The sequence below is a fragment of the Streptomyces sp. NPDC092952 genome, assembly GCF_044754785.1.
GTDB lineage: Bacteria > Actinomycetota > Actinomycetes > Streptomycetales > Streptomycetaceae > Streptomyces.
Genome location: NZ_JBIVPT010000038.1, coordinates 1 through 22066 on the forward strand (window position 1 = coordinate 1; position 22066 = coordinate 22066).

Genomic DNA, 22066 nt, shown 5'->3' on the forward strand with positions numbered 1-22066 from the left:
GGCTGCACACCTACAATCACCACCGTGGACACACCGCACTCGCAGGCAAACCACCCGCCAGCCGCGTCCCCAACCTCACAGGGCAATACACCTAGAGCTGCCCCAGCCGCGCCAGTTCGGCGTCGATGGCGCCACGCATCAGGTCGCGGGCGTGCTCGATGCGGATCCCGCCGCTCAGCCAACGCATGCTCAGGCCCTCCAGAAGGGCGGTGAGCCGCTCGGCGGCCCCGGCGAGCGACGAGGCGGACGCCATCGGCTGCACCTGGCCCAGCAGCGCGGCCACGTCCTGCACCCATGTGAGGGTCGCCCGGGCGAGATCCTCGCGCAGCTCCTCGTGGAAGACGGCACTGGCCCGCAACTCGCCCCAGGCCGAGCTGTTCTCCCGCACCTCGACGGTGTCCTGGAGTTCCAGGAGGAGGGTGTCGTCGAGTTCCTCGCGTGGGGTGGGCGCGGGGCCGTCCGGGTCACGGCTGGTGGTGTAGCGCTCGGCGCGGTTGTTGATGAACTCAAGCGTCTGGCGCAGGATCCCGGTGCGGTCCTTGAAGTGGTAATAGATCAGCGCGGTGGACACACCCGCCTCGGCCGCGAGCTCTTCCACGCGCAGCCCGCGGACCCCGCGCCGGGCAATCACCCGGGCGGCCGCTTCGAGGATCTGAGTACTGCGTGAGGCCATGACGCGAACCCTACCGGGCGCTTTCCGGCAGGGCGTCCGCGGCCCGGGAGCGGCGCCTCCGAGGCCCGGAGCAGGACGTTTCCGGCCGGACACACCCACGGGCGCAGTCACGGATCCGACCGGACGACCGCCCACTCGGGGCGCGGGCGGGGCGCCGGTCGGGCGGAACCCCTCGGGCGGACAAGAGCACGGGCCTCATTCCACACTTCTGACTAAAGTTTCAGTCAATTATGACACCATGGTCGTCGCGCAGACCACCGGGAGGGATCACGTGGCGACGGACCGCAGAACGGCAATCCTGGAAGGGGCCGCCCGGCTGATAGCCCGCCGCGGGGTGCGCGGCCTGCGGGTCGAGGAGCTGGCGGCAGAGGCCGGCGTGTCCGCCGCGCTGGTCTACTACCACTTCAAGGACCGGGCCGGCATCCTGCTCCGCACCCTGGAGTTCATCAGCGACCGGGCGGAACGGTACACCGCCGGGCACGGCGACCACACCGGACCCACCCGCCACGGGGGCGAGCTGGAGCGGTCCTTCCTGCTGGAGCTCCAGGACTTGCCCGAGGTGCGCGAGAACAGCATCGCCTGGGGTGAGCTGCGGGCCAGCGCGGTCTTCGACCCCGTACTCCGGCGCGGCCTGGCCGAGGCCGGCGCGGCCTGGGCCCGGGAGGTGGCGGAGCTGCTCGGAGCGACGCACCCGGCAGTCTCGGCGACGGCCCGCGCCGCGTCCGCCGAACGGCTCACCGCCCTGCTGGAAGGGCTCAGCATGCGCTGGCTGAGCGGGGTCCTGCCGCTGGAGAACGCCCGGAAGCTCATCGCGGAGGCGATTGCGGTGGAAGCGGGGCGACTGGACGACCCCAGGAGGTAGCGACTCCCCAGCGGTGCGGCGGTGCGGCGTGGAACGCGTACCCGCCACCACGGGTGGAAAAATTGACTGAAATTCCAGTCAATGCCACAGTGGGGTCCCGGTTCGTTCGGGCTCGTGCGCGGGTCCGTCCTACCCGTCTCGTGTCCCCCACAGCGGCCGGATGTCTTCCTGCCGGTCCACGATCGGAGCAGTCCACGGTGACCACGCTTCCCCCTTCCCGTCGTTCCGCCCTGCTCTCCTTCGCCGGAGTCGGCGCGGCCGTGCTCGGCGTCTCGGCCTGCGACCCCGGCGAACGCGCGCGGGAGGGCGATGCCTCCGGCAGCCCTCACAAGAAGGCCGGAAGCGCCGGCACGCGACGGATGGGGGCCGAGTGGGAGAGTCACACCCGGACCTTCATGTCGTGGCCCGCACTGGACTCGGTCTGGGGAGAGGACCTGCCCTACGTGCGGGAGGACATCGCGCGGGTGGCGCGGGCGATCGGGGAATACGAGGAGGTCGTCCTGATGGCCCGGCCCTCGCAACGGGCCGCGGCCCAGAAGGCGTGCGGTTCCCAGGTCGAGGTCATCCCGCTGGAGGTCGACGACCTGTGGGCCCGGGACACCGTGCCCGTCTTCGTGGAGGACGACGGCAGGCTCACGGGCGTCGACTTCAACTTCAACGGGTGGGGAGACAAGCAGGTTCACGGCAACGACGCCCGCGTCGGCCGCACCCTGCTGCGGAAGTACGCGATCCCCCGTGTCCAGGCGCCACTGGTCGCCGAGGGCGGATCCTTCGAGTGCGACGGCGAGGGGACCCTGCTGGTCACCGAGAGCTCGATCGTCAACAAGAACCGCAATCCCGGCAGGAGCCGGGACCGGATCGAGGCCGAGCTCAAGCGGACCCTGGGCCTGGAGAAGGTCATCTGGCTGGCCGGGGTGCGCGGCGAGGACATCACCGACGCCCACGTCGACAGCCTCGTGCGGTTCGCCGCACCCGGTGTGGTCCTCCTGGACAAGGCGTTCCCGGGGATGCCCGCCGACTCCTGGTCGCGCTCCTCCGACCAGGCGAGGCACGTGCTCTCCAGGGCCACCGACGCCCGGGGCCGCCGGTTCGAGATCATCGACCTGCCGCAGCCCGACCTCGACAGGATCACGGGGCGGGGCGACGACTTCGTGTCGAGCTACGCCAACTTCTATGTCGCCAACGACGCCGTCTTCCTGCCCAGGTTCGGGGACAGGACGGCCGACGACCGCGCCCGCGGAATCCTGCAGGAGCAGTACCCCGAGCGCGACGTCGTACAGGTCGGGATCGACACCATCGCCTCCGGCGGCGGCGGGATCCACTGCTCGACCCACGACCAGCCCGGCAAGCCGGCCGCCTGACGCGACGGCGCGTCGCGTTCACCGCCCCAACTCCGCTATCGGTCAAGGGAGTCGTCGGCGGCGAGGCCCGCGGGCCGGAGGCATCGGCCCGTTGTGGAAAGTGGCGTTTCGTGCCCTCCCCCACCTGCCTTTACGGTCGGATCCATGGAGCTGAATCTTCCGACGGCCGGACAACTCACGGCTGCCCTGCGCGCCGGTGACGTGACTTCGGCGGAACTGACCGACGAGGCGATCGCCCGTATCGAACGGGACGACGAGACGATCAACGCGATCTGCGTGCCGGACTTCGACCGGGCACGGGCCGCCGCACGCGACGCCGACCGGGCGCGGGCCCGCGGTGAGGACCGGCCGCTGCTGGGCGTCCCGGTGACGGTCAAGGAGTCGTACGACGTCGCGGGGCTGCCCACGACCTGGGGCCTGTCGCCGCACCGGGACTTCGTACCGGCCGAGGACGCGGTGCAGGTGTCCCGGCTCAGGGACGCGGGCGCGGTGGTGCTCGGCAAGACCAACGTGCCCGTCGGGCTGCAGGACATACAGACCTTCAACGAGATCTACGGCACCACCAACAACCCGTGGGACCACCGCCGTACGTCGGGCGGCTCCTCCGGCGGCTCGGCGGCGGCCCTGGCGTCCGGATTCGGCGCGCTGTCCATCGGCTCCGACCTCGCCGGTTCGCTGCGCACCCCCGCGCACTTCTGCGGCGTCTACGCGCACAAGCCGACGCTCGGACTGGTGGCGGCCCGTGGCATGGTCCCGCCGCCCGGTCCGGCCCTGCCGGTCGAGCACGACCTCGCCGTCGCCGGCCCGATGGCGCGCAGCGCCCGCGATCTCACGCTGCTGCTCGACGTCATGGCCGGACCGGACCCGCTGACGCTCGGCACGGCGTACGGTCTGACGCTGCCGCCCGCCCGCCATGAACGGCTCGGCGACTTCCGGGTCCTGGTCCTGGAGGAGCATCCGCTCATCCCGACCGGGGCCGCCGTGCGGGCGGCCGTGGGCCGGGTGGCCGACGCGCTCGTCGACGGGGACGCCCGCGTGGAGCGGGACAGTCCGCTGCTGCCCGACCTGGCCGAGGCCGCGGTGCTCTACACGAAGTTCCTGTTCTCGGGCTCCGTCGCGCGCTTTCCCGTCGAGGAGTACGAGGAGCTGCGGTCCCGCGCCGCCGGGCTGGGGGCGGACGACGAGAGTCTCGACGCGGCGCGGCTGCGGGGCATGGTGCTCAGCCACAGCGACTGGATCGAGCTGAACGGTCTGCGCGAGCTCCACCGCCACGGCTGGCGGCGGCTGTTCGCCGAGTTCGACGCCGTGGTGTGCCCCGTCACCCCCACCCCCGCGTTCCCGCACGACCACGAACCCGACCTGCTGAAGCGTCGGCTCGACATCGACGGCGTCGCGTACCCGTACGTCGACCAGTTCGTCTGGGCCGGGCTGGCCACGATGCCCGGTCTGCCCGCCACCGCCGTGCCGGCGGGCCCGTCGCCGGAGGGGCTGCCGGTGGGCGTGCAGATCATCGGTCCGATGTTCGAGGACCGCACTTCGCTGCGGCTGGCCGAACTGCTCGAACAGAGGATCGGCGGCTTCCGGTCCCCAGCGGTGCTGCCGGGTGCGGGTCAGCCCACGTAACCCCCGGGGCTGCCCCAGGTGGCGCCACGGGTGGTGGTGCGGTCGACGAGGACGCAGCGGGTGCCGGTGAAGTTGGTGGGCATGCACTTGTTGCAGTGGATGCAGAGGGACGGGGTCGCGGCGTCCTCGCGGAGCCGGTCGACCAGGTCGGGTTCGCGGAGCAGGGCGCGGGCCATGGCCACGAATCCGAAGCCCTCGCGCATCGCCCGGTCCATGACCGGTTTCGTGGTGATGCCGCCGAGCAGGATCATCGGCAGCTTCACGGCGGCGCGGATCTGCCGGGCGTCCTCCAGCAGGTAGGCGTCCCGGTAGGGGTAGCTGCGCAGGAACCGGCCGCCGACCGCCTTCACCCCGAGCCGGGCGGGCCGGGGCATGACCGCGGCGAACTCGCGGAGCGGGGCGTCGCCCTTGAAGAGGTACATCGGGTTGAGCAGGGAGCTGCCCGCGGTCATCTCCAGGGCGTCGACGGTGCCGTCCTCCTCCAGCCAGCGGGCGACCGCGATGGCCTCGTCGAGCCAGAAGCCGCCGGGCACCCCGTCGTCCATGTTCATCTTGGCGAGGACGGCGATCCGGCCGCCGACCGCGTCGTGGACGGCGCGCATGATCTCCCGGGCGAATCTGGCCCGGTTCTCCAGGCTGCCGCCGTAGCGGTCGGTGCGGCGGTTGATGCGGGGGCTGAGGAAGGAGCTGGCCAGGTAGTTGTGGCCCAGGTGGACCTCGACGGCGTCGAAGCCCGTGGCGGCGGCGCGGCGGGCGGCCTCGGCGTGCGCCTCGGTGATGCGCCGGATGTCGTCGGGGGACGCCTCCCGGGCCCGGGTGAAGGCGGTGGTGTGGAAGAAGGCGGACGGGGCGAGGGCGGGGGCCCGGTTGGCGCGGGCACCGGCGACGGGGCCGGCGTGGCCGATCTGCGCGGAGACGGCGGCGCCTTCGGCGTGCACGGCCTCGGTGAGGACGCGCAGTCCGGGCAGGGCCTCGTCGGTCCAGTGGATCTGGTGCCGGTCGGTGCGCCCGTCCCGGGTGACGGCGCAGTAGGCGACGGTGGTCATGCCGACGCCGCCGCGCGCGTAGGCGACGTGGAAGTCGACCAGGTCCCGGGTGACCAGGGAGCGGTGGCCGAGCCCCTCGTAGGTGGCTGCCTTGATGACCCGGTTGCGGAGCCGGACCGGGCCCAGCCGGGCGGGGGCCAGGACGTCGGGTACCTCGGTGGCGGTCATGGACGGTTCCTCCTCGGTGTGTCGGGACGTACGGGTACGGTTCAGCGCGCCCCGTACACCGGCTGCGGCGGTTCGGCCCGGGCGAGCAGTGCGGTGGCGGCCTCCCCCGCCCCGGCCGGGCTCCACCGGGCGCCCCTGTCCGCGGTGGGGCCGGGGCGCCAGCCCTCCATCACCGTGATCCGCCCGGCCTCGGCCTCGAAGACCCGGCCGCTGACCCCGGCACTGGCGGCCGAGCCGAGCCAGACGACGAGCGGCGAGACGTTCTCCGGGGCCATCGCGTCGAACGCGCCGGGGGCGGGCGCCGCCATGGTCCCGGCGAAGGTCTCCTCGGTCATCCGGGTGCGGGCGGCCGGGGCGATCGCGTTGACCTGGACCCCGTAGCGGCCGAGTTCGGCGGCGGCCACCAGGGTCAGGGCGACGATCCCGGCCTTGGCGGCGGAGTAGCAGACCTGGCCGACGCTGCCCAGCAGCCCCGCCCCGGACGAGGTGTTGACGACCCGGGCCTCGGGCACCCGGCCCGCCTTCGCCTCGGACCGCCAGTGCGCCGCGGCGTGTTTGAGCGGCAGGAAGTGGCCCCTGAGATGGACCCGGGTCACCGCGTCCCAGTCGTCCTCGTCCAGGTTGACCAGCATCCGGTCGCGGAGGAATCCGGCGTTGTTGACCAGGGTGTCGAGCCTGCCGTAGGTGTCGAGCGCGGTCGCGACGAGGGAGGCGGCGCCCCCGGCGGTGGCGATGTCCGCGCAGTGCGCGACGGCTTCGCCGCCGGCCGCGCGGATCTCCTCGACGACCTGCTGGGCGGGTGCGGTGGCGCCGCCCGAGCCGTCGAGGCCGACGCCGAGGTCGTTGACCACGACCCGGGCGCCCTCGGCGGCGAGGGCCAGGGCGTGGGCGCGGCCGAGTCCGCGGCCCGCGCCGGTGACGACGGCGACGCGTCCGGCGCACAGGGCGGTCGGTGAGCTCATGGCGGAGGTCCTTTCGCTGGGCGGGGTCCGGCGGCCGGAGCGGGCGCCCGCCGGAGCGGGCGGTGCCCTCCCGCGGTGTCCGTATCACTGCTACGTTGAACCAAACAAACGTTAGGTGGAAAGGTAGCTGATCTGCTCATGGGTGTCTCCACCTCCGCCCCGGAAGAGGGCGTCGCCGTCGTCACCGTCGACTTCCCTCCGGTCAACGCCCTGCCGGTGCGCGGCTGGCACGACCTCGCCGACGCGGTGCGCGCCGCCGGGGCCGATCCGCAGGTCCGGTGCGTGGTGCTCGGCGCCGAGGGCCGCGGCTTCAACGCGGGCGTGGACATCAAGGAGATGCAGCGCGCGGACGGGCACGACGCGCTCCTCGGGGCCAACCGGGGCTGCTTCGAGGCGTTCGCCGCGGTCTACGAGTGCGAGGTCCCGGTGGTCGCCGCCGTGCACGGCTTCTGCCTGGGCGGCGGCATCGGCCTGGTGGGCAACGCGGACGCGATCGTGGCCAGCGAGGACGCGGTCTTCGGGCTGCCGGAGCTGGACCGGGGCGCGCTCGGCGCGGCCACCCATCTGGCCCGGCTGGTCCCGGCGCACCTGATGCGGGCCCTGTACTACACCTCGCGCACCGTGACGGCCCGGGAGCTGCACGGGCACGGTTCGGTGTGGCGCGTCGTCCCGCGCGAACGGCTGGCCGGGGCCGCCCTGGAGCTGGCCCGGGAGATCGCCGCCAAGGACGGCTCGCTGATCCGGCTGGCCAAGGCCGCCATCAACGGCATCGACCCGGTCGACGTACGCCGCAGCTACCGCTTCGAACAGGGCTTCACCTTCGAGGCCAACCTCAGCGGTGTCGCCGGGCGGGTGCGCGACACCTTCGGCACGGACGCGGACAAGGAGCGGGGCGCGTGAGCCAGGACAAGAGGATGACGGCCGACGAGGTGGTCGGCCGGCTGGAGAGCGGCATGACGGTCGGCATCGGCGGCTGGGGTTCGCGCCGCAAGCCGATGGCGCTGGTCCGGGCGCTGCTGCGGTCGGACGTCACCGATCTGACCGTGGTGTCGTACGGGGGTCCCGATGTCGGGCTGCTCGCCGCGGCGGGCCGGATCCGCAAACTGGTCACGGCGTTCGGGACGCTGGACTCGGTCCCGCTGGAGCCGCACTTCACGGCGGCCCGCCAGCGCGGCGCGTTCGAGATGGCCGAGCTGGACGAGGCGATGCTGATGTGGGGGCTGACGGCGGGCGCGCAGCGGGTGCCGTTCATGCCGGTACGGGCCGGGCTCGGATCGGACCTGATGAAGGTCAACCCGGCGCTGCGCACGGTCACCTCGCCGTACGACGACGGGGAGGTGCTGGTCGCGGCGCCCGCGCTGCGGATGGACGCGGCGCTGGTGCACCTCAACCGGGCGGACGCCCAGGGCAACGGGCAGTACCTGGGGCCCGATCCGTACTTCGACGACCTGTTCTGCGAGGCCGCCGACCAGGCGTACGTCTCCTGCGAGCGGATCGTGGAGACCTCGGAGCTGCTGAAGGAGCACGGCCCGCAGACCCTGCTGGTCAAACGGCTGTTCGTGACCGGGGTGGTCGAGACGCCGAACGGGGCGCACTTCACCTCCTGCGTGCCCGACCACGAGCGGGACGAGGCCTTCCAGCGCGCCTACGTCCGGGCCGCCCGCGATCCGGAGGCGTGGCCCGCCTTCGTCGCACGGTTCCTGTCCGGGGACGAGGCCGCCTACCAGTCCGCCGTCGCCGCGTTCCACCAGGAGGAAGCATGAGCACCGTCGTCGCGCCGCCGAGCCGGGCGGAGTACTGCGTGGTGGCGTGCGCCGAGGCGTGGCGCGGCGCGGGCGAGGTCCTGGCCAGCCCGATGGGCACCGTCCCGGCCATCGGGGCGCGGCTGGCCCGGCTCACCTTCTCCCCCGCGCTGCTGCTGACCGACGGGGAGGCGCTGCTGATGGGCGACACCCCGGCGATGGGGACGGCACCGGGGAGCGTCGAGGGGTGGCTGCCGTTCCGTCAGCATCTGACGCTCACCGCCACCGGGCGGCGCCACGTGATGATGGGCGCCAGCCAGATCGACCGGTACGGCAACCAGAACATCTCCTGCATCGGCGACTGGGCCCGCCCCGCGCGGCAACTGCTCGGAGTGCGCGGCGCCCCCGTCAACACCTTGAACAACCCGACGAGTTACTGGATCCCGAAGCATTCGCCGCGGGTCTTCGTGGAGCGGGTCGACATGGTCAGCGGGGTCGGCTACGACCGGGCCGCGCAGGCCGGTCCCGCCGCGAGCCGGTACCACCGCATCCCCGAGGTCATCAGCGATCTGGGGGTCTTCGACTTCGAGACGCCCGACCGGACGATGCGGCTGCGCTCCCTGCACCCGGGGGTGAGCGTCGAACAGGTCGCCGCCGCCACCGGCTTCGCCCTCACGGTCCCCGCCGAGGTGCCGTTCACCAGGGAGCCCACCGGGGCGGAGCTGCGGCTGATCCGGGAGGTCCTCGACCCGAAGGGGCTGCGCGGGCGCGAGGTGCCGGCATGACCGGGCCCGCGCCGCTGCCGACCGCGCTCACCGAGCTGACCGGGGTGCGGTACCCGATCGTGCAGACGGGGATGGGCTGGGTGGCCGGTCCCCGGCTGGTCTCCGCCACCGCGAACGCGGGCGCGCTCGGCATCCTGGCCTCGGCGACGATGACCGTCGAGCAGTTGCGCGCCGCGGTCCGGGAGGTGAAGTCCCGTACGGACGCGCCGTTCGGCGTCAATCTGCGGGCGGACGCGGGGGACGCGGCCGAGCGGGTCCGGATCATGATCGACGAGGGGGTGCGGGTGGCGTCGTTCGCGCTCGCCCCGTCGAAGGAGCTGATCGCCCGGCTCAAGGACGCGGGGGTCGTCGTCATGCCGTCCGTGGGGGCCCGGCGGCACGCTGAGAAGGTCGCCGCGTGGGGGGCCGACGCGGTGATGGTGCAGGGCGGGGAGGGCGGCGGGCACACCGGGAACGTGGCCACCACCGTGCTGCTCCCCCAGGTCGTGGACGCCGTGGACATCCCGGTCGTCGCGGCGGGCGGTTTCCACGACGGCCGGGGGCTGGTCGCCGCGCTCGCCTACCGGGCGGCCGGGATCGGGATGGGCACGCGCTTCCTGCTCACCTCCGACAGCACCGTCCCGGACCCGGTCAAGGCACGCTACCTGGCCGCCTCGGTCAAGGACGTCACGGTGACGGACCGGCTGGACGGGCTGCCGCACCGGATGCTGCGCACCCCCATGGTCGATGCCCTGGAGCGCTCGGGCCGGGCGGCGTCGCTGCTGCGGGCGGTGCGGCACGCGGCCGCCTTCCGCAGGGAGTCGGGGGCGAGCTGGCCCCGGCTGGTCCGGGACGGGCTGGCGATGAAGCACGGCAAGGAGCTGACCTGGAGCCAGGTGCTGCTGGCGGCCAACACCCCGATGCTGCTCAAGGCCGCCCTGGTCGAGGGGCGTACCGATCTCGGGGTGATGGCCTCGGGGCAGGTGGCGGGGGTGATCGGGGACCTGCCGTCCTGTGCGGAGCTGGTCGAGCGGATCATGACGGAGGCGCGGGCGGCGCTGAAGGAGCTCGGCGCCCTCTGAGAACGGCCCGCTCCGGCGTTCTCCGAGGGCGCCGGGGCGGTCAGAGGCGTTCGATGACGGTGACGTTGGCGAGGCCGCCGCCCTCGCACATGGTCTGGAGGCCGTAGCGGCCGCCGGTGCGCTCCAGTTCGTGCAGCAGGGTGGTCATCAGCCGGGTGCCGGTGGCGCCGAGCGGGTGGCCGAGCGCGATGGCGCCGCCGTTGACGTTGACCCGGTCCGGGTCGGCGCCGGTCTCCTTCAGCCAGGCCAGGACGACCGGGGCGAACGCCTCGTTGATCTCCACCAGGTCCATGTCGTGGATGGACATGCCGGTCTTCTTCAGGGCGTGCGCGGTCGCCGGGATGGGGGCGGAGAGCATCCGGATCGGGTCCTCGCCGCGCACCGAGAGGTGGTGGACGCGGGCCCGGGGGGTCAGTCCGTGCTCGGCGACGGCCCGTTCGGAGGCGATGAGCAGCGCGGAGGCGCCGTCGGAGACCTGCGAGGAGACCGCGGCGGTGAGCAGACCGCCCTCGACCACCGGTTTCAGGGCGGCCATCTTCTCGGCGGTGGTGTCCCGGCGCGGCCCCTCGTCCACGGTCACCTCGCCGTACGCGACGGTCTCCCGGTCGAAGCGGCCCTCGTCGATGGCGCGCAGGGCCCGCCGGTGCGAGCGCAGGGCGAACTCCTCCATGGCCTCGCGGGTGATGTCCCACTTCCGGGCGATGAGTTCGGCGCCGTGGAACTGGTTGACGGGTGCGTCGCCGTAGCGGGCGCGCCAGCCCTCGGAGCCCGCGTAGGGGCCCTCGGTGAACCCGAGCGGGTCGGCGGCCTGGCGGGAGGCGAAGGCGATGGGGATCATGGACATGTTCTGGGTGCCGCCCGCGACGACCAGGTCCTGGGTGCCGGAGAGGACGCCCTGGGCGGCGAAGTGGGCGGCCTGCTGGGAGGAGCCGCACTGCCGGTCGACGGTGGTGCCGGGCACCTCCTCGGGGAGGCCCGCGGCGAGCCAGGCGGTGCGGGCGATGTTCCCGGCCTGCGGGCCGACGGTGTCCAGGCAGCCGAACACGACGTCGTCGACGGCGGCCGGGTCGACCCCGGCGCGCTCCACCAGCGCCTTGAGGACGTGGGCGCCGAGGTCGGCGGGGTGGACAGCGGCGAGCCCGCCCCTGCGGCGGCCGACCGGGGTGCGTACCGCTTCGACGATGTAGGCCTCGGCCATGACTGCTCCTCCACGGGAGAGTGGGTGGTGTGTCGGGTAGGGGCGGAACGGCGCTCGGCCTCACGCCCGCTGACTGCTGACGGAGACGGTCTCCCCGGTCATGTACGCGGAGTAGCCGCTGGCCAGGAAGACGATGACGTTGGCGACCTCCCAGGGCTCGGCGTACCGGCCGTACGCCTCGCGCCCGGTGAGATCGGCGAGCAGTTCCGGGGTGGTGACCTTCACGAGGTGCGGGTGCATGGCCAGGCTCGGTGCGACGGCGTTGACGCGTACCCCGAAGTCGGCGGCCTCCAGGGCGGCGCACCGGGTGAGCGCCATGACCCCGGCCTTGGCGGCGGCGTAGTGGGCCTGGCCGCGCTGGGCGCGCCAGCCGACGACCGAGGCGTTGTTGACGACGACCCCGCCGTTGCCGCCGTCCCTGAGGTGGCGCAGGGCGGTGCGGGTGCAGCGGAAGGTGCCGCCCAGCGTGACGTCGAGGACCTTCGTCCACTGCTCGTCGGTCATGTCGACGAGATCGGCGGTGCCGCCCAGGCCCGCGTTGTTGACGACGACGTCGAGGCCGCCGTGGCGTTCGGCGGCGTACGCGAAGAGGGCGTCGACCTGGTCCTGGTCGGTGACGTCGCAGGGCAGGGCGGCAACCCGGTCCGCGCCGAACTCCCCGGCGAGCGCGGCGGCGCTCTCGGCCAGGCGGCGCTCGTGGGCGTCGCCGATGACGATCCTCGCCCCCTCCTCCAGGAACCGGCGGGCGGTCGCGCCGCCGATCCCGGCGCCCGCGGCGGCGGTGATCACCGCGGTGCGGCCGTTCAGGAGGGAGTGGCCCGGTACGTAGGTCGGCCGGTGGGTCACGGGCGGGGCTCCTTCGGCAGGCCGAGGACGCGCTCGGCGATGATGTTCCGCTGGATCTCGTTGGACCCGGCGTAGATGGTGTCGGCGCGGGAGAAGAGGAACAGCCGCTGCCACCGGTCGAGTCCGTACGGGGCCCCGGCGGCGGTCATGCCTCCGGCGCCCAGAACGCTCATGGCGAGTTCGCCCAGCTCGCGGTGCCAGGTGGCCCAGAAGATCTTGCCGATGGACGCCTCGGGGCCGGGCGCGCCGGCCGCGACGCCGTCGAGCATCCGCAGGGCGTTCCAGCGGATGGTCTCCAGGCCGGTCCAGGCGCGGGCGAGCCGGTCGCGGATGAGCGGGTCCTTCGCGGCGCCGTTGCGCCGGGCCAGGGCGACGAGGGCCTCCAGTTCGCGCCGGAAGCCGACCTGCTGGCCCAGGGTGGAGACGCCGCGCTCGAAGCCGAGGGTGGCCATGGCGACGCGCCAGCCGTCGCCCGGCTCCCCGACGACGTGCTCGGCGCGCGTACGGGCGCCGTCGAAGAAGACCTCGTTGAACTCGTGGTCGCCGGTGAGCTGGGTGATCGGCCGGATCTCCACCCCGGGGCCGTCCAGCGGGACCAGCAGGTAGGACAGGCCGTGGTGGCGCGTCGAGCCGGGCCCGGTGCGGGCGACCACGAAGCACCACTGGGCCTCGTGGGCCATCGACGTCCAGATCTTCTGTCCGGTGACGACCCAGTCGCCGCCGTCCCGCTCGGCCCTGGTCCGTACGTTCGCCAGGTCGGAGCCGGCGTCCGGCTCGCTGTAGCCCTGGCACCACAGCTCCTGGACGGCGGCGATCGGCGGCAGGAACCTGGCCCGCTGCGCGGGGGTGCCGAAGGCCACCAGCGTCGGCCCGAGCAGCTGCTCGCCGATGTGGTTGACCCGGGCCGGGGCGTCGGCCAGGGCGTACTCCTCGTGGAAGGCGATCTGCTGCTCGATGCTCGCGCCGCGCCCGCCGTACTCCTCGGGCCAGCCCACGCACGTCCAGCCGGCTGCCGCCATGTGCCGTTCCCAGCCCAGGCGTTCGTCGAACGCCTCGTGCTCGCGCCCGGGTCCGCCGCGGCCGCGCAGGTCCGCGAAGGAGCCGGTGAGGTTGGCGGCCAGCCAGCCGCGGATCTCGGTGCGGAACGCCTCGACGCTGCTCATGACGGTACGTTAATCTACCAAACACTTGTTAGGGAAGGAGGGGCGGATGTCCACTGCCCACGACGAGCCGGTGCGCTACGGGACGCGGGGCCCGGTCGCCACGGTGACCATGAACCGGCCCGACTACCGCAACGCCCAGAACTCCGCGATGACCTACGCCCTGGACCGGGCGTTCTACCGCGCGGCCGAGGACGACGAGGTCAAGGCCGTCGTCCTGGCCGGGGCGGGCAGGCACTTCTCCGCCGGGCACGACATCGGCACCCCCGAACGGGACGCGCACCTCCCCTTCGAACGCCGGGCCGGGCTCTGGTGGGACCACTCGGACAAGGCGGGCGCGGAGAGCCGGTTCGCCCGCGAGTCCGAGGTGTACCTGGGCATGTGCCGCCGCTGGCGGGAGCTGCCGAAACCGGTCGTCGCCTCGGTGCAGGGCGCCTGTGTGGCCGGCGGTCTGATGCTCGCCTGGATCTGCGACCTGATCGTGGCGAGCGAGGACGCCTTCTTCGCCGACCCGGTGGTCCGGATGGGCATCCCCGGTGTCGAGTACTTCGCCCACCCCTGGGTGATGCCGCCGAGGATCGCCAAGGAGTTCCTCTTCACCGGCGACCGGATGAGCGCGCAACGGGCGTACGAGGTCGGCATGGTCAACCGGGTCGTCCCCCGGGAGGAACTGGCAGACCGAACAAGGGAGTTGGCGCTGCGGATCGCCGAGATGCCGCGCCTGGGCCTGGCGCTGGCCAAACGCGCCGTCAACCAGGCCGAGGACCTCCAGGGGATGCACGCCGGGATGGACTCGGTGTTCGGCCTGCACCACCTCGCGCACGCCCACAACGCCGAGACGGCCTCCGACGCGCTCGGCGGCATGGACATCCGGGCGATGAAGAAGGCGGGCTCCTGATGGACCTCGCTCTCGACGCAGCCGACGAGGCGTTCCGCGACGAGGCCCGCGCCTGGCTGGCCGCGCACGTCCCCGCCGTCCCGCTGCCGTCCCTGGAGACCGCCGAGGGGTTCGCCGCCCACCGGGAGTGGGAGGCCGTGCTGGCCGCGGACCGCTGGTCGGTGGTCTCCTGGCCCGAGGAGTACGGCGGGCGCGGCGCCTCGCTGCTGCGCTGGCTGCTCTTCGAGGAGGAGTACTACGCGGCCGGCGCGCCCGGCCGGGTCGGCCAGAACGGGATCAATCTGCTGGCCCCCACCCTCTTCGAGTACGGCACCGCCGAGCAGCGGGCCCGGCTGCTGCCCCCGACCGCGAGCGGCGAAGTCGTCTGGGCGCAGGCGTGGTCCGAGCCGGAGGCCGGCTCCGACCTGGCCTCGCTGCGCTCGACGGCCGTACGGACCGACGGCGGCTGGCTGCTCCACGGCCAGAAGACCTGGTCCTCCCGGGCCGCCTTCGCCGACCGGGCCTTCGGCCTCTTCCGCAGCGACCCGGACGCGGACCGGCCGCACCGGGGGCTGACGTACCTGATGTTCCCGCTGGACGCGGAGGGGGTCACGGTGCGGCCCATCGGGCGGCTCGACGGGAAGCCCGCCTTCGCCGAGCTCTTCCTGGACGGGGTGTTCGTCCCGGACGCGGACGTGATCGGCGGGCCGGGGCAGGGCTGGCGGGTGGCGATGAGCACCACCGGCAACGAGCGCGGGCTGACCCTGCGCAGCCCCGGCCGGTTCACGGCCGCCGCCGAACGGCTGACCTCGCTGTGGCGGGCCCATGGCGGCCCCGGGGACACGGCGCTGCGCGACCGGGTCGCCGACGCGGTGATCGCGGCCCGCGCCTACCGGCTGTTCTCCTACGCGGGCGCCTCCCGGGTGCTGCACGGCGAGGACGCCCCGGCCGCCGCCTCCAGCCTCAACAAGCTCTACTGGTCCGAGCTGGACATCGCGCTCCACGAGACGGCGCTCGACCTGCTGGGCCCGTACGGCGAACTCGCCGACCACGCGGCGGACGCCCCGCCCGGCGGCTGGGCGGAGGGGTACACCTTCTCGCTGGCCGGTCCGGTCTACGCGGGCACCAACGAGATCCAGCGCGACATCGTCGCCGAGCGGCTGCTCGGCCTGCCGAAGGGGCGCCGCTGATGCGCTTCCTCCTCGACGCCGAGCAGCGGGAGTTCGCCCGCTCCCTCGACGCGCGGCTCGCCTCCGGCGACGTCCCGGCCGCGATCCGGTCCTGGGCGGCCGGGGACCACAAACCGGGGCGGGAGCTGCGGGACGGGCTCGCCGAGGCCGGGCTGTTCGCGCTGGCGGTGGCGCCCGAGCACGACGGGCTCGGCCCGCTGCCGCTGGAGCTGGCCGTCGCCTTCGAGGTGCTGGGGCGGCACGCCGTGCCCGGGCCGCTGGTCGAGACGGTCGCCGCGGCGGCCCTGCTCGGCCGGCTCGGCGACGAGGGCCTGGCGGCCGAGCGGCTGCCCCGGGTCGCCTCGGGCACGTCGGAGCTGTCGCTCTGCCTGACCGCGCTGAGCCCGTACGCGCTGGACGCCGACGCGGCGGAGGCGGTCCTCGTGGTGGACGGCGACGCGCTGGGCCTCGCGGCCGGGGCGGGGCCCGTGCAGCCCTCGGCCGATCCGGCGCGGCGCCTGGCCCGGCCCACGGGCGGCACCGTCCTGGCCCGGGGCCCGGCGGTGACCCGGGCCGCCGGGTACGCGGCCGGGGTCGCGGCGCTCCTCACGGCGGCCCAGGCGCTCGGGGTCGGCCGCACCCTGCTGGCCCGCACCGTCGCCTACGTGCAGCAGCGCACCCAGTTCGGGGCGGCGATCGGCTCCTTCCAGACGGTCAAGCACCGGCTGGCCGACACCCTGCTGGCCCTGGAGTTCGCCGAGCCACTGGTGCACGGCGCCGCGCTGGCGCTGGCCGCCGACGACGGTGCGGCGGCCCGGGAGATCGCCGCGGCCAAGGTCGCGGCGGGCGAGGCCGCGTACGGGGCGGCCCGCACCGCCCTCCAACTGCACGGGGCGGTGGGCTACACCGACGAACTGGACCTGTCGCTGTGGATCCGCAAGGCCCGGCCGCTGCGCGACGCCTGGGGCACACCGGCCGCCTGCCGGGCCCGGGTCCTGGAAGGTGCCTGACCGGATGCCGGGAGGAGTGGTCCGATGAGGCCGACCGAGGAGCAGGAGCAGCTGCGTTCGGCGGTGGCCGCACTGCTGATGAAGCATCAGGACGGGGCGGCCTGGGCGCCGTTGACCGGACAGATCGGCGTGGCCGGGCTGACCGTGCCGGAGGAGCACGGCGGGCTGGGCGGCGGCGCCCGGGACGTCCATGTGGTGATGGAGGAGCTGGGCGGGTGCCTGAGCCCGGTGCCGTTCCTGGGCTCGGCGGTGCTCACCGCCGGGGCGCTGCTGGCCACCGGTGACCGGGCGGCCTGCGGGCGGCTGCTCCCCGGGCTCGCCGAGGGCACCTCGGTGGGCACCCTGGCCTGGGCCGAGGGCGGGTCCTGGGACGGGGCGGCGGTCCGCGCCGCTGCGGTGCCTGGCCCGGAAGGCGGCTGGCGGCTCACCGGGGTCAAGGAGCACGTCCTGGACTGGCCGGAGATCGACGTCCTGCTCGTGGCGGCCCGGACCGGGGCGGGGCTCTCGCTCTTCGAGGTGGCGCCCGGCGCCGCCGGGGTGCGCCGGGAGCCCGTGGTGACGATGGACACCACCCGGGCCCAGGCCCGCTGGGTGCTCACCGGCGCCGAGGGGCGGCTGCTGGGCACGGACGGCGACGGCGGCCAGTGCCTGGAACGGGTACGGGACCTGGCGTGCGCGGCCCTCGCCGCGGAGCAGGCGGGCGCGGCCGGGCGCTGTCTGGAGCTCACCGTCGCCCATGCCCGCGACCGGGTCCAGTTCGGGCGGCCCATCGGCTCGTTCCAGGCGGTGAAGCACCGGCTGGCGGACGCCTACGTCCTGGTGGAGTCGGCGCGTTCGGCGGCGCTCGGGGCCGCGTACGCCGCCGACACCGACCCGGCGGCGCTGCCGAGGGCCGCCGCCGTCGCCCAGTCCGTCTGCTCCGAGGCGTTCTCGGCGGTGGCGGGCGAGACGATCCAGCTGCACGGCGGGATCGGGATCACCTGGGAGCACGACGCGCACCGCTACTTCAAGCGGGCGCACGGGGCGGGCGAGCTGTTCGGAGCGCCCGCGCACCACCGGGCGCGGCTCGCCGCCGGGCTCGGGCTGACGGGTTGACGGCGTACCGGGCAGGAGGCGCACGGCATGGACACCGGTGACGGGTGGGACTTCACGGGACGGGTGGTGCTGGTCACCGGCGGTACCAGGGGGATCGGGGCCGCCATCGCGGAGGCGTTCCTCGGCGCCGGGGCCGAGGTGGTGGTCTGCGGCCGGAGCGCGCCCGGGGCCCCGCCGTCGGCCGGGGGGCGTTCCGCGGTCTTCGTCCCGGCCGACGTACGCGACCCGGTGGCGGCGGGGGCCCCGGTGACGGCGGCGGTGGAGCGGTACGGCCGGCTCGACGTACTGGTCAACAACGCGGGCGGCTCTCCGGACGCCGACGCGGCCACCGTCTCGCCCCGGTTCGTGGAGAAGGTCGTCGCGCTCAACCTGCTGGCGCCGTTCTACGTTTCGCAGGCGGCGTGCCGCGTCATGCGGGCCCAGGAGAGCGGGGGTGCGATCGTCAACATCGGCAGCGTCTCCGCCCACGACCCGCAGCCCGGCACCGCCGCCTACTCGGCGGCCAAGGCGGGGCTGCTGGCCCTCACCCGGGCGCTGGCACTGGAGTGGGCGCCCGCGGTCCGGGTCAACCACATCACGACCGGCCCGGTCCGCACCCCGGACGCGGCGGCGGTCTACGGCGCGGAGGGGGTGGCGGCGGTGGCGGAGGTGGTGCCGATGCGGCGGATGGCCGAACCGGAGGACGTGGCGCGGGCCTGCCTGTTCCTCGCGAGCGGCCTGTCCGGCCATGTCAGCGGGGCGGACCTGGCGGTGCACGGCGGCGGCGAGTTCCCCGCCCGCTACCTCGCGGTGCGGAGGGCCGACGGGACGCTGTGAGGCCGATGTCACGCCCCGGGCGGGCGGGCGTCCGCGATCAGCGGGGCAGGACTCCGGTACGGTAGCGAACGCTTCGCGCCCGAGAACCGCATCGCCCGTCCTGACGCCACACCCGTGACACGACTGGGGAGTCCGATGTTCGAGAAGGTACTGGTCGCCAACCGTGGCGAGATCGCGATCCGCGCCTTTCGCGCGGCGTTCGAGCTCGGCGTCTCCACCGTCGCCGTGTTCCCCTACGAGGACCGCAACTCCCTCCACCGGGCCAAGGCCGACGAGGCCTATCTGATCGGGGAGCGCGGCCACCCCGTACGCGCCTACCTCTCGGTGGACGAGGTGATCGGCGCGGCCCGCCGGGCGGGGGCCGACGCGGTCTACCCCGGCTACGGCTTCCTGTCGGAGAACCCGGACCTCGCGGCGGCGTGCGCGGAGGCCGGGATCACCTTCGTCGGCCCGCCCGCCCCGGTACTGCACCTGACCGGGAACAAGTCCCGGGCGGTCGCGGCGGCCCGGGAGGCCGGGGTGCCCGTACTGAAGTCCTCCGAGCCCTCCACGGACGTGGACGCGCTCGTGGCGGCGGCGGACGGCATCGGCTTCCCGGTCTTCGTGAAGGCCGTCGCGGGCGGCGGCGGGCGCGGCATGCGCCGGGTCGCCGAACCGGCGGAGCTGCGGGAGGCCATCGACGCGGCCATGCGCGAGGCGCGCTCCGCGTTCGGCGACGCGACGGTCTTCCTGGAGCAGGCGGTGATCGATCCCCGCCACATCGAGGTGCAGATCCTCGCCGACGCCGAGGGGAACGTGGTGCATCTGTATGAGCGGGACTGCTCGTTGCAGCGCCGCCACCAGAAGGTCGTCGAGATCGCGCCCGCCCCGCACCTCGACCCGGCGCTGCGGGAGCGGATCTGCGCCGACGCCGTCGCCTTCGCCCGCCACATCGGGTACGTGAACGCGGGCACCGTCGAGTTCCTGGTGGACCGCGACGGCAACCACGTCTTCATCGAGATGAACCCGCGCATCCAGGTGGAGCACACCGTGACCGAGCAGGTCACCGGGCGCGACCTGGTCATCGCCCAGCTGCGCATCGCCGCCGGCATGACCCTGCCCCAGCTGCGCCTCACCCAGGACGACATCACCCTCAACGGCACGGCGCTCCAGTGCCGGATCACCACGGAGGACCCGGCGAACGGCTTCCGGCCGGACACCGGCACCATCTCCGCGTACCGCTCCCCCGGCGGGCCGGGGGTCCGGCTGGACGGCGGCACCGTGCACACCGGTGCGGAGGTGTCCGCGCACTTCGACTCGATGCTGGTCAAGCTGACCTGCCACGGGCACGACTTCGCCAACGCGGCCCGCCGGGCCCGGCGGGCCATCGCGGAGTTCCGCATCCGGGGCGTGGCGACCAACCTGCCGTTCCTGGGCGCCGTGCTGGACCATCCCGACTTCCGGGCGGGGCACGTCACGACCGGCTTCATCGACGCGCACCCGGAGCTGATCCGGGCCCGCCCGTCGGCCGACCGGGGCAGCCGCATGCTCGGCTACCTCGCCGAGACCACCGTCAACCGCCCGTACGGGCCCCGCCCCGCCGTGATCGACCCGGCGGACAAGCTGCCCCCGCTGCCGCCGGGCACCCCGCCGGCCGGCTCCCGGCAGCGGCTCGCGGCCCTGGGACCGGAGGCGTTCGCCGCCGAGCTGCGCGCACAGGCCGCCGTCGCCGTCACCGACACGACGTTCCGCGACGCCCACCAGTCGCTGCTGGCCACCCGGGTGCGCACCCGGGACCTGCTGACCGTCGCGCCGTACGTCGCGCGGACCGCGCCGCAGCTGCTCAGCCTCGAATGCTGGGGCGGCGCCACCTACGACGTCGCGCTGCGCTTCCTGGCCGAGGACCCGTGGGAGCGGCTGGTGAAGCTCCGGGAGGCGGTGCCCAACATCTGCACCCAGATGCTGCTGCGCGGCCGCAACACGGTCGGCTACACCCCCTACCCCACCAAGGTCACCGAGGCGTTCGTCGCCGAGGCCGCGGCGGCCGGGATGGACATCTTCCGGATCTTCGACGCCCTCAACGACGTGGACCAGATGCGCCCGGCGATCGACGCGGTGCGCGCCACCGGCACCTCGCTCGCCGAGGTGGCGCTCTGCTACACCGCCGATCTCTCCGACCCGGGCGAGACCCTGTACACCCTGGACTACTACCTGCGGCTGGCCGAGCGGATCGTGGACGCGGGCGCCCATGTGCTGGCCATCAAGGACATGGCGGGGCTGCTGCGCCCGCCGGCCGCCCGCACCCTGGTCACGGCGTTGCGCGAACGGTTCGACCTGCCGGTCCACCTGCACACCCACGACACCGCGGGCGGGCAGCTCGCCACGCTGGTCGCCGCGATCGACGCGGGGGTGGACGCGGTCGACGCGGCAGTCGCCTCGATGGCCGGGACGACCAGCCAGCCCCCGCTGTCGGCGCTGGTGGCCGCCACCGACCACACCGAGCGGGCCACGTGCCTGTCCCTGGCGGCGGTCAACGACCTGGAACCGTATTGGGAGGCGACCCGCAAGGTGTACGCCCCCTTCGAGTCCGGGCTCACCTCGCCGACCGGCCGGATCTACCACCACGAGATCCCCGGCGGGCAGCTGTCCAATCTGCGTCAGCAGGCCATCGCGCTCGGCCTGGGCGACCGGTTCGAGCTGATCGAGGACTGCTACGCGGCGGCGGACCGGATGCTCGGCCGGCTGGTGAAGGTGACGCCCTCGTCGAAGGTCGTGGGCGATCTGGCGCTGCACCTGGTGGGCGCGGGGGTGACGGCGGCGGACTTCGAGGCCGACCCGGGCCGGTTCGACGTTCCGGACTCCGTGATCGGCTTCCTCCGCGGGGAGCTGGGCGATCCGCCCGGCGGCTGGCCCGAGCCGTTCCGGACCCGGGCGCTGCGGGGCCGTCCGGCGAAGGAGCGGGTGGCCCGGCTGTCCGAGGAGGACCGCGAGGGGCTGCGGAAGTCGCCGCGCGCGACGCTGAACCGGCTGCTCTTCCCGGGCCCGACCAAGGAGTTCGAGGCGCACCGGGAGACGTACGGCGACACCTCGGTGCTGCCGACCCGGGACTTCCTGTACGGGCTGGAGCCGGAGACCGAGCACACGGTGACCCTGGAGCCGGGGGTGACGCTGCTGATCGAGCTGGAGGCCGTATCCGAGCCGGACGAGCGCGGGTTCCGGAGCGTACTGGCCACGCTCAACGGGCAGTTGCGGCCGGTGTCGGTGCGGGACCGGTCGGTGGCCACGGAGGTGAAGGCGGCGGAGAAGGCGGACCGGGGCGACGCCGGGCATGTCGCGGCGCCGTTCGCCGGGGTCGTCACCCTCCAGGTGGAGCAGGGGGCGCGGGTGGCGGCGGGTCAGACCGTGGCCACCATCGAGGCGATGAAGATGGAGGCGTCCATCACCGCCCAGACCGCCGGGACCGTGCGGCGGCTGGCGATCGGCTCCGTCCAGCAGGTCGAGGCGGGCGATCTGCTGCTGGAGATCGGCTGAGCTGCCGGGGGGCGGGCGGGTGGGCCCGCCCCCGGGGCGTGGGTGCTACGCGTCCTCGTCGTTGACCCAGCTCATGAGCTTGCGCAGCTCGCGGCCGGTGGT

19 protein-coding genes are annotated in these 22066 nt (G+C 74.0%); 13 read left to right on the plus strand and 6 right to left on the minus strand.

Going from position 1 to position 22066, the window contains the following annotated elements:
* Nucleotides 1–91: 91 nt before the first annotated feature.
* On the minus strand, nt 92–673 hold the full coding sequence (locus ACIQGQ_RS36440) for a TetR/AcrR family transcriptional regulator (RefSeq protein WP_402404749.1): 582 nt from the start codon (nt 671–673) through the stop codon (nt 92–94).
* 238 nt (nt 674–911) lie between these two features.
* On the opposite strand from ACIQGQ_RS36440, the gene ACIQGQ_RS36445 reads away from it, so the two are divergent.
* From ACIQGQ_RS36445 to ACIQGQ_RS36455, 3 genes are all read left to right on the plus strand, one after another.
* The gene (locus ACIQGQ_RS36445) at nt 912–1535 is read left to right on the plus strand and encodes a TetR/AcrR family transcriptional regulator (protein ID WP_402404752.1); all 624 of its coding nucleotides are present in this window, start codon (nt 912–914) and stop codon (nt 1533–1535) included.
* A gap of 197 nt (nt 1536–1732) precedes the next feature.
* Nucleotides 1733–2896, plus strand: a complete 1164-nt coding sequence (locus ACIQGQ_RS36450; protein WP_402404755.1) for an agmatine/peptidylarginine deiminase — start codon at nt 1733–1735, stop codon at nt 2894–2896.
* Nucleotides 2897–3040: 144 nt separating this feature from the next.
* Nucleotides 3041–4519, plus strand: a complete 1479-nt coding sequence (locus tag ACIQGQ_RS36455) for an amidase (protein WP_402404758.1) — start codon at nt 3041–3043, stop codon at nt 4517–4519.
* Here the strand turns inward: ACIQGQ_RS36455 and ACIQGQ_RS36460 are convergent.
* Together ACIQGQ_RS36460 and ACIQGQ_RS36465 are read right to left on the minus strand one after the other, a co-directional pair.
* Nucleotides 4507–5733, minus strand: coding sequence for an NADH:flavin oxidoreductase (locus tag ACIQGQ_RS36460; RefSeq protein ID WP_402404761.1), 1227 nt, complete (start codon nt 5731–5733; stop codon nt 4507–4509). The genes ACIQGQ_RS36455 and ACIQGQ_RS36460 overlap by 13 nt on opposite strands.
* Before the next feature lie 41 nt (nt 5734–5774).
* Entirely contained in the window at nt 5775–6695 is a 921-nt protein-coding gene (locus tag ACIQGQ_RS36465) for an SDR family oxidoreductase (protein WP_402404764.1), read from the minus strand.
* A gap of 138 nt (nt 6696–6833) precedes the next feature.
* Between ACIQGQ_RS36465 and ACIQGQ_RS36470 the strand changes: the two genes are divergently transcribed.
* Genes ACIQGQ_RS36470 through ACIQGQ_RS36485 form a run of 4 tightly spaced genes read left to right on the plus strand, consistent with a single transcriptional unit; the run spans nt 6834 to nt 10283 of the window.
* The gene (locus ACIQGQ_RS36470) at nt 6834–7595 is read left to right on the plus strand and encodes an enoyl-CoA hydratase family protein (RefSeq protein WP_402404767.1); all 762 of its coding nucleotides are present in this window, start codon (nt 6834–6836) and stop codon (nt 7593–7595) included.
* A 14-nt stretch (nt 7596–7609) separates the two neighbouring features.
* Entirely contained in the window at nt 7610–8458 is an 849-nt protein-coding gene (locus ACIQGQ_RS36475; RefSeq protein ID WP_402404801.1) for a CoA transferase subunit A, read from the plus strand.
* Nucleotides 8455–9222: a CoA-transferase subunit beta gene (locus ACIQGQ_RS36480; RefSeq protein ID WP_402404770.1), complete on the plus strand. Its 768-nt coding sequence runs from the start codon at nt 8455–8457 to the stop codon at nt 9220–9222. The genes ACIQGQ_RS36475 and ACIQGQ_RS36480 overlap by 4 nt, the downstream gene beginning before the upstream one ends.
* 14 nt (nt 9223–9236) lie before the next feature.
* Nucleotides 9237–10283 carry an NAD(P)H-dependent flavin oxidoreductase gene (locus tag ACIQGQ_RS36485; RefSeq protein ID WP_402404803.1) on the plus strand — a complete coding sequence of 349 codons (1047 nt, stop codon included), beginning with the start codon at nt 9237–9239 and terminating at the stop codon, nt 10281–10283.
* A gap of 40 nt (nt 10284–10323) precedes the next feature.
* Here ACIQGQ_RS36485 and ACIQGQ_RS36490 read toward each other — a convergent pair whose 3' ends face one another.
* The 3 genes from ACIQGQ_RS36490 to ACIQGQ_RS36500 are packed head-to-tail and all read right to left on the minus strand — an operon-like array spanning nt 10324 to nt 13490.
* Nucleotides 10324–11481, minus strand: a complete 1158-nt coding sequence (locus ACIQGQ_RS36490; protein ID WP_402404773.1) for an acetyl-CoA C-acetyltransferase — start codon at nt 11479–11481, stop codon at nt 10324–10326.
* A gap of 60 nt (nt 11482–11541) precedes the next feature.
* On the minus strand, nt 11542–12327 hold the full coding sequence (locus ACIQGQ_RS36495) for an SDR family oxidoreductase (RefSeq protein ID WP_402404776.1): 786 nt from the start codon (nt 12325–12327) through the stop codon (nt 11542–11544).
* On the minus strand, nt 12324–13490 hold the full coding sequence (locus ACIQGQ_RS36500; RefSeq protein ID WP_402404779.1) for an acyl-CoA dehydrogenase family protein: 1167 nt from the start codon (nt 13488–13490) through the stop codon (nt 12324–12326). The genes ACIQGQ_RS36495 and ACIQGQ_RS36500 overlap by 4 nt, the downstream gene beginning before the upstream one ends.
* A 46-nt stretch (nt 13491–13536) precedes the next feature.
* On the opposite strand from ACIQGQ_RS36500, the gene ACIQGQ_RS36505 reads away from it, so the two are divergent.
* The 6 genes from ACIQGQ_RS36505 to ACIQGQ_RS36530 all read left to right on the plus strand — a co-directional run bounded on the left by ACIQGQ_RS36505 (nt 13537) and on the right by ACIQGQ_RS36530 (nt 21964).
* Nucleotides 13537–14385 (plus strand): enoyl-CoA hydratase, encoded by an 849-nt coding sequence (locus tag ACIQGQ_RS36505; RefSeq protein WP_402404781.1) that lies wholly within the window; start codon nt 13537–13539, stop codon nt 14383–14385.
* Nucleotides 14385–15554, plus strand: coding sequence for an acyl-CoA dehydrogenase family protein (locus ACIQGQ_RS36510; protein ID WP_402404784.1), 1170 nt, complete (start codon nt 14385–14387; stop codon nt 15552–15554). The genes ACIQGQ_RS36505 and ACIQGQ_RS36510 overlap by 1 nt, the downstream gene beginning before the upstream one ends.
* A complete protein-coding gene (locus tag ACIQGQ_RS36515) occupies nt 15554–16543 on the plus strand; it encodes an acyl-CoA dehydrogenase family protein (RefSeq protein WP_402404789.1) in 990 nt (329 codons plus the stop codon). Before ACIQGQ_RS36510 ends, ACIQGQ_RS36515 begins: the two co-directional genes overlap by 1 nt.
* A gap of 24 nt (nt 16544–16567) precedes the next feature.
* Entirely contained in the window at nt 16568–17638 is a 1071-nt protein-coding gene (locus tag ACIQGQ_RS36520; RefSeq protein ID WP_402404792.1) for an acyl-CoA dehydrogenase family protein, read from the plus strand.
* A 27-nt stretch (nt 17639–17665) separates the two neighbouring features.
* Nucleotides 17666–18454 carry an SDR family oxidoreductase gene (locus ACIQGQ_RS36525; RefSeq protein WP_402404795.1) on the plus strand — a complete coding sequence of 263 codons (789 nt, stop codon included), beginning with the start codon at nt 17666–17668 and terminating at the stop codon, nt 18452–18454.
* A 135-nt stretch (nt 18455–18589) separates the two neighbouring features.
* On the plus strand, nt 18590–21964 hold the full coding sequence (locus ACIQGQ_RS36530) for a pyruvate carboxylase (RefSeq protein WP_402404798.1): 3375 nt from the start codon (nt 18590–18592) through the stop codon (nt 21962–21964).
* The last annotated feature ends 102 nt before the right edge of the window (nt 21965–22066 follow it).

Excerpts from the sequence above, each read along its gene's own strand:
- ACIQGQ_RS36440 (WP_402404749.1), bottom strand. The coding sequence starts at position 673 with ATGGCCTCACGCAGTACTCAGATCCTCGAAGCGGCCGCCCGGGTGATT.
- ACIQGQ_RS36445 (WP_402404752.1), top strand. The coding sequence starts at position 912 with ATGGTCGTCGCGCAGACCACCGGGAGGGATCACGTGGCGACGGACCGC.
- ACIQGQ_RS36455 (WP_402404758.1), top strand. The coding sequence starts at position 3,041 with ATGGAGCTGAATCTTCCGACGGCCGGACAACTCACGGCTGCCCTGCGC.
- ACIQGQ_RS36460 (WP_402404761.1), bottom strand. The coding sequence starts at position 5,733 with ATGACCGCCACCGAGGTACCCGACGTCCTGGCCCCCGCCCGGCTGGGC.
- ACIQGQ_RS36465 (WP_402404764.1), bottom strand. The coding sequence starts at position 6,695 with ATGAGCTCACCGACCGCCCTGTGCGCCGGACGCGTCGCCGTCGTCACC.
- ACIQGQ_RS36470 (WP_402404767.1), top strand. The coding sequence starts at position 6,834 with ATGGGTGTCTCCACCTCCGCCCCGGAAGAGGGCGTCGCCGTCGTCACC.
- ACIQGQ_RS36475 (WP_402404801.1), top strand. The coding sequence starts at position 7,610 with ATGACGGCCGACGAGGTGGTCGGCCGGCTGGAGAGCGGCATGACGGTC.
- ACIQGQ_RS36480 (WP_402404770.1), top strand. The coding sequence starts at position 8,455 with ATGAGCACCGTCGTCGCGCCGCCGAGCCGGGCGGAGTACTGCGTGGTG.
- ACIQGQ_RS36490 (WP_402404773.1), bottom strand. The coding sequence starts at position 11,481 with ATGGCCGAGGCCTACATCGTCGAAGCGGTACGCACCCCGGTCGGCCGC.
- ACIQGQ_RS36500 (WP_402404779.1), bottom strand. The coding sequence starts at position 13,490 with ATGAGCAGCGTCGAGGCGTTCCGCACCGAGATCCGCGGCTGGCTGGCC.
- ACIQGQ_RS36505 (WP_402404781.1), top strand. The coding sequence starts at position 13,537 with ATGTCCACTGCCCACGACGAGCCGGTGCGCTACGGGACGCGGGGCCCG.
- ACIQGQ_RS36510 (WP_402404784.1), top strand. The coding sequence starts at position 14,385 with ATGGACCTCGCTCTCGACGCAGCCGACGAGGCGTTCCGCGACGAGGCC.
- ACIQGQ_RS36515 (WP_402404789.1), top strand. The coding sequence starts at position 15,554 with ATGCGCTTCCTCCTCGACGCCGAGCAGCGGGAGTTCGCCCGCTCCCTC.
- ACIQGQ_RS36520 (WP_402404792.1), top strand. The coding sequence starts at position 16,568 with ATGAGGCCGACCGAGGAGCAGGAGCAGCTGCGTTCGGCGGTGGCCGCA.
- ACIQGQ_RS36525 (WP_402404795.1), top strand. The coding sequence starts at position 17,666 with ATGGACACCGGTGACGGGTGGGACTTCACGGGACGGGTGGTGCTGGTC.
- ACIQGQ_RS36530 (WP_402404798.1), top strand. The coding sequence starts at position 18,590 with ATGTTCGAGAAGGTACTGGTCGCCAACCGTGGCGAGATCGCGATCCGC.